Origin of the sequence: Pseudomonas sp. LS-2 (assembly GCF_003605735.1) — a bacterium.
GTDB lineage: Bacteria > Pseudomonadota > Gammaproteobacteria > Pseudomonadales > Pseudomonadaceae > Aquipseudomonas.
Genome location: NZ_QXTJ01000040.1, coordinates 268,183 through 274,182, shown reverse-complemented (window position 1 = coordinate 274,182; position 6,000 = coordinate 268,183). Strand labels below are relative to the sequence as shown.

3 protein-coding genes are annotated in these 6,000 nt (G+C 63.2%); 1 reads left to right on the top strand and 2 read right to left on the bottom strand.

Features of this window, described 5'->3' with window-relative positions; translation table 11 throughout:
• Positions 1-1,359: 1,359 nt before the first annotated feature.
• Entirely contained in the window at positions 1,360-3,183 is a 1,824-nt protein-coding gene (locus tag D3M70_RS26910; RefSeq protein WP_120128786.1) for an NAD(P)/FAD-dependent oxidoreductase, read from the bottom strand.
• A 264-nt stretch (positions 3,184-3,447) separates the two neighbouring features.
• Here D3M70_RS26910 and D3M70_RS26905 point away from each other — a divergent pair, with 264 nt between their 5' ends.
• Complete coding sequence (locus tag D3M70_RS26905; protein ID WP_120128784.1) at positions 3,448-5,337, top strand: sigma-54-dependent Fis family transcriptional regulator; 1,890 nt, start codon at positions 3,448-3,450, stop codon at positions 5,335-5,337.
• Positions 5,338-5,345: 8 nt separating this feature from the next.
• Here the strand turns inward: D3M70_RS26905 and D3M70_RS26900 are convergent, their stop codons facing one another.
• Entirely contained in the window at positions 5,346-5,786 is a 441-nt protein-coding gene (locus D3M70_RS26900) for a TspO/MBR family protein (RefSeq protein ID WP_120128783.1), read from the bottom strand.
• Positions 5,787-6,000 lie beyond the last annotated feature (214 nt).

The following is a 6,000-nucleotide window of genomic DNA, read 5'->3' as shown; positions in this document are numbered from 1 at the left end:
TTTGAGTTTACTGCCGCTTCGCGCCAGATCGTCGGCAAGCCGAACTCCCACGCCCTCCGGGCAGAAGCGATTACGCGGTCATGCCACCGACTCCGACCGTTCCCACGCTCCAGCGGCAGGATCATTCCCACGCTCCAGCGGCCTGATCGTTCCCACGCTCCAGAGGTATGATCGTCCCCACGCTCCAGCGTGGGAATGCCTTGCAGGACGCTCCGCGTCCACGTTGACGCGGAGCGTCAATCGCTGCGTTACCACGCGGAGCGCGGGAGCGATCAGGAGCCCAGTAGGGGCAGAGGGACACCGCACGGCTCTTGATTCTGCCGAAGGCGTGGGAGGCCGGCTTGCCGACGATCTGCCGGGTACCGGCAGCAAACCCTGTCGATCAGGATCTGTCTGATCCTGCCAGCGTGTTTGACTTTACTGCCGCTTCGCGGCAGATCGTCGGCAAGCCGAACTCCCACGCCCTCCGGGCAGAAGCGATTACGCGTTCATGCCACGGACTCTGATCATTCCCACGCCCCAGCGGCCTGATCGTCCCCACGCTCCAGCGTGGGAATGCCTTGCAGGACGCTCCGCGTCCACGTTGACGCGGAGCGTCAACCGCTGCGTTACCACGCGGAGCGCGGGAGCGATCAGGAGCCCAGTAGGGGCAGAGGGACACCGCACGGCTCTTGATTCTGCCGAAGGCGTGGGAGGCCGGCTTGCCGACGATCTGCCGGGTACCGGCAGCAAACCCTGTCGATCAGGATCTGTCTGATCCTGCCAGCGTGTTTGACTTTACTGCCGCTTCGCGTCAGATCGTCGGCAAGCCGAACTCCCACGCCCTCCGGGCAGAAGCAATGACTCAAGGCTTCGCTGATTCCTCTGTTTCCTCTGTAGGAGTGAGCTTGCTCGCGATAGCGTCAGAGCGGACATCCGTGCGTTGACTGACACATTGCAATCGCGACCAAGCTCACTCCTACAAGGCCCCCGTTCACTGTTATCACAGCATTCAAGAGAGGCAGAGCGTCAATCGCTGCGTTACCACGCGGAGCGCGGGAGCGATCAGGAGCCCAGTAGGGGCAGAGGGACACCGCACGGCTCTTGATTCTGCCGAAGGCGTGGGAGGCCGGCTTGCCGACGATCTGCCGGGTACCGGCAGCAAACCCTGTCGATCAGGATCTGTCTGATCCTGCCAGGGTGTTTGAGTTTACTGCCGCTTCGCAGCAGATCGTCGGCAAGCCGAACTCCCACGCCCTGCGGGCAGAAGCGATCACGCGGTCATGCCACTGACTCCGACCGTTCCCGCGCTCCAGCGTGGGAATGCCCCGTAGGACGCTCTGCGTCCACACTGATGCAGAGCGTCGATCATCGCTTCACTCAGCGCATGTGATGGCTCGGCGCAAGGCCATACACCGGGGTGTCGAGCCCTTCGAAGCGGCCTTTCAATTGCAGCGCCAGGTACAGCGAGTAGTGCCGCGACTGGTGCAGGTTGCCGCCGTGGAACCACAGGTTGTCCTGTTGCGTCGGCTTCCACATGTTGCGCAATTCACCTTCGAACGGACCCGGGTCTTTGGTCGTTCCCGAGCCGAGTCCCCAGCAGCAGCCAACCTTGTCGGCCACGTCCTGTGAAATCAGCTTGGCGGCCCAGCCGTTCATGGACCCGTAACCGGTGGCGTAAACGATGAGGTCGGCTTCAAGTCGACTGCCATCGTTGAGCACCACGGCGTCCGCTTCTATCCGCTCGACGCCAAGGCCCGGCGCGCTTTTGAGTTTGATCGTGCCGTTGGCGATCAGCTCCGAAGCGCCGACGTCGATGTAGTAACCCGAGCCCCGGCGCACGTATTTCATGAACAGCCCGGACTCGTCGTCACCGAAGTCGAGCATGAAGCCGGCGTTGCTCAAGCGTTCGTAAAAGTCCTTGTCGCGCTCCTTGATCGCCGCGAACACCGGTTGGTGGAACGTGGGCATGACCTTGTACGGGATCGAGGCGAACAGCATGTCGGCCTTGTCCGTGGTCAGGCCGCCTTCCAGAGCGTCCTCGGAATACAGCCCGCCGAAGACCAGGTCCATGAGGCTGTCCGAGCGCACGATGTGGGTGCTGGAGCGCTGGACCATGGTGACGTCGGCGCCGTTCTCCACCAGGTCCGCGCAGATATCGTGCGCCGAGTTGTTCGCGCCGATGACCACTGCGCGTTTGCCGCGCCAGGCATCGCCGCCGGGGTGGCGACTGGAATGGTGCTGTTGACCCTTGAATACCTCGGCGCCGGGATAGTCCGGGACATTGGCCACACCGGACATGCCGGTGGCGAGGATCAACTGGGTGGGCTGTAGCGTCAGGCGTTCGCCATCACGTTGCACCTCGACGGTCCAGGTGCCGGCCTGTTCATCGAAGCGCGCGCTGACGCATTCGGTGCGAGGCCAGTAGTTGAGCTCCATGACTTTGGTGTACATCTCCAGCCAGTCACCGATCTGGTCCTTGGGTGTGAACACCGGCCAGTGATCGGGGAAGGGCAGGTAAGGCATGTGGTCGTACCAGACCGGATCGTGCAGGCACAGCGACTTGTAGCGACCGCGCCACTGGTCGCCGGGCCGATCGGCCTTGTCGACGATCAGGGTGGGAACGCCCATGCGTTTGAGTCGTGCGGCCAGTCCCAGCCCGCCCTGACCACCGCCGACGATCAGGCAATACGGTTGGGTGGTCAGCCCCAGCGAGGCTTCTTCATCACGGCGGCGTTCCAGCCAGTTGCGCTTGTCGGCGTGGCCGTGGCCATGGTTGGCGCCCATCGGCCGACGCCGACCGCTGGGCTCTTCGTGGCCCTTGAGTTCGCGCATGGTGGTCAGCAGCGTCCAGCACAGGCCGTCCTTGAGCCGCACATAACCTTTGCCCCGTGCGGTCTCGGTTTCCAGACTGATCCAGCCTTCCAGCACACCCTTATCCAGGGTGGCCTCGCCTTCAAGTTTCCAGTGCTCGGGGCGGGTCAGTTCAAGGCGGTTTTCCAGCATCTCGCGGATGGCGGGCTTGCCTTCCAGCGTCACCAGGTTCCAGCTGAACAACAACAGGTCACGCCAGTAGCATTCGTCGGCAAACAGTTCGAGGGTGCGGTCCAGATCGCCTTGCGCCAGGCGTTCGCCCAGGCTTTCGACCCAGGCCGCGAGTTGGGCAGTGGGGGTTTTTAGGGGTGTTTCGATTGCGATGTTCATTGAGGGTTTCTCCCGATCTTGTTGTTTTTGTACCGGTCTGCACCAGAGCAAGGGTCGGGCCACTTCACTGAAAAGGCTGTGTTAGAGCCGCTGCGGACCCAGTGCGCAAGCGTCGAGGGACGTCAGTGTCACGATGGCGAGAATGCCCCGTGACACAGTGTCACCCGGCGCACGGAGCCCCGGCCTGCTGTCTCTTGGGCTAAGCTGCCCACGGAACCGTTTCGTGATGCAGCGCGGAACGACAACAGGGAGCACAACAATAAAATGACTCCAACGCTGATCAGCGCCCATGCGCAACAAGTCCTGCAAACCGTGCAGGGTTCGCCAGCCAGTCAGGGGACCTCCGCGGACCTTGCAATCACGCGTTCCTGGCGCCGCTGTCTGGATCAGCATCGGCTCGACCCCGCCAGCCGCCGCGCCCCGGATGTGCTCGAACAGCCGCGTTTGAAAGACCACCGCGCGCCGCTGGAAAACGTCATTGCCGTGGCCCGCTGGCAAATGAACAGCCTGCATCAGCAGGTCGGCCGCGACGGCCACGTGGTGCTGCTCACCGACGCCCGCGGGGTCGCGATCGACAGCGTGTTCAATGAAGCCGAGCGGTGCGAATTCCAGCGCTCGGGGCTGTGGCTGGGCTCGGTGTGGTGCGAAGAAAACGAGGGCACCAACGGCGTCGGTACTTGCCTGGTCGAGCGTCGCCACGTGACTATCCGCCGCGATGAGCATTTTCGCGGCAAGCACGTGGGCCTGACCTGTTCGGCGAGCCCGATCTTCGACGCCAGAGGCGAGTTGCTCGCGGTGCTCAACCTGTCCTCGGTGCGCGACGGGCAGAGCCTGCAACAGCACTATCAGGCGATGGCACTGACCAACCTGTCGGCGCGGCTGATCGAAAACTGCTTTTTTCTCGGCGACGATCCCCATCGGTATCTGCTGCGCTTCCACCCCGAAGCAGGCTTCGTCGGCCTGTTGGCAGAAGGGTTGCTCAGCTTCGATGAGCAGGCGCGCATCTGTTCGGTCAATCAGGCAGCGCTGGATTTACTCGGCGTCGGCCGTCAGCAACTGGTCGGGCAATCGCTGACCACCTTGCTGGAAACCCCGCTGGATCAGGTGATGGGCCAGGCCAGCACCCAGCCCAGCGTCTGCTGGCCGGTGCGGTTGCTCGACGGCCGCCTGTTCTACGGGCAGTTGCGCGAACCGTTGCGTACATCCCCCGTGACCCCACCAGCAATCCCCGAGGTCACCGATGTGCGGGTGTGCCTTGAGGACCCGCGCCTGCAACGCAGCTTCGCCCGGGCCCTTCGGGTGCTGGAGCGCGATGTGCCGGTGTTTTTGCAAGGAGAGACCGGCACCGGCAAGGAAGCGTTTGCCGCCGCGCTACACCGCGCCAGCGCCAGGGCAAGTCAGCCGTTCGTGGCGATCAATTGCGCGGCCATCCCTGAGGCGCTGATCGAAAGCGAGCTGTTCGGCTATCGCGGCGGCAGCTTCACCGGGGCGCGCAAGGACGGCATGGTCGGCAAGCTGGAACAGGCACACGGCGGCATTCTGTTCCTCGATGAGATCGCCGATATGCCCCTGGCATTGCAGACGCGCCTGTTGCGCGTGCTCGAGGAACGTCAGGTCGTCCCGTTGGGCAGCGCATCGGCCCGTACGCTGGACATCCGCCTGATCAGTGCCAGCCACCAGGATCTGCAGACGTGCGTGGCCGACGGGCGTTTGCGTGAAGACCTGTTTTATCGCATCGGTGGGTTCGCGGTACAGCTCCCGCCACTGCGCGAGCGCTCCGACAAAGGCAGCCTTCTCGACCTGCTGCTGCGCGAAGAAGCGAAAGGCAGCAAGGTGCGCCTTGACCCCGGCGTCAGGGAACACTTGCTGGCCTATCCCTGGCCGGGCAACGTGCGGCAACTGCGCACCAGCCTGCGCACGCTGGTCGCGCTGGCGTGGGAGGGCCGCATCACCCTGGAGGATGTGGCTGAACTGTTGCCCGCGGTGCCCGTCGCGGTGGCGCAAAACCCTCTCGGTCAGTCAGAACGCCAGACGTTGATCAGCCTGATTGAAACCGAACATTGGCACATCGCCCGGGTCGCCGCGCGGCTGGGCATCAGCCGCAACACGCTGTACCGCAAACTGCGCCAGCACGGGATTGCACGGCCCGGCTAGCGGGCTGGTTATCTGTTGTGCCGCAGGATCGAGAAGTTCAACGCTGCCGCGACGCATAGCCACGCCAGGTAAGGGAACAGGATGAGTCCGGTGATGATGTCCAGTTGCAGGGCCATCACCACCATCACGGCAACGACCACCCACAGCAGGGCCAGAATCACCATGGCGGCGACGATGCGGTGCGCGCCGAAAAACACCGGCGTCCACAGCGTGTTCAGGGCAATCTGCGCTGCCCACAACGCCAGAGCGGTCTGGCTGCCCGGCAACTGCGTCAGGCGATAACCCGCCCAGGCCAGCAGCAGATAGATTGTCGTCCAGGCCACGGGGAACAACCAGTTGGGTGGGGTAAACCGTGGTTTCTGGAGGGATTCGTACCAACTGCCTGGTTGGAACATGACGCCGGTGGTCGCTGCCGCACAGCACGCGATGAGAAAGATGTAGAAGGTCATCTGGGGTCCTTGAGGGTAATGATCTGAATAAGTCGCCCTGGAGTCTTTGAACGCGAGCGGGGGATCCTTGTGGTCCGCCAAAGACGATATTATCGCCAAAAGGCTGCTCTTGATTTCGCTCCAGGGGGGCTCCTTTCACCTGAGTAATGGACCTGACCGGACGGGCAACCGTTCAGTTTGTTCACCCACGGGTGACAGGTCAGGATGGCAGGTC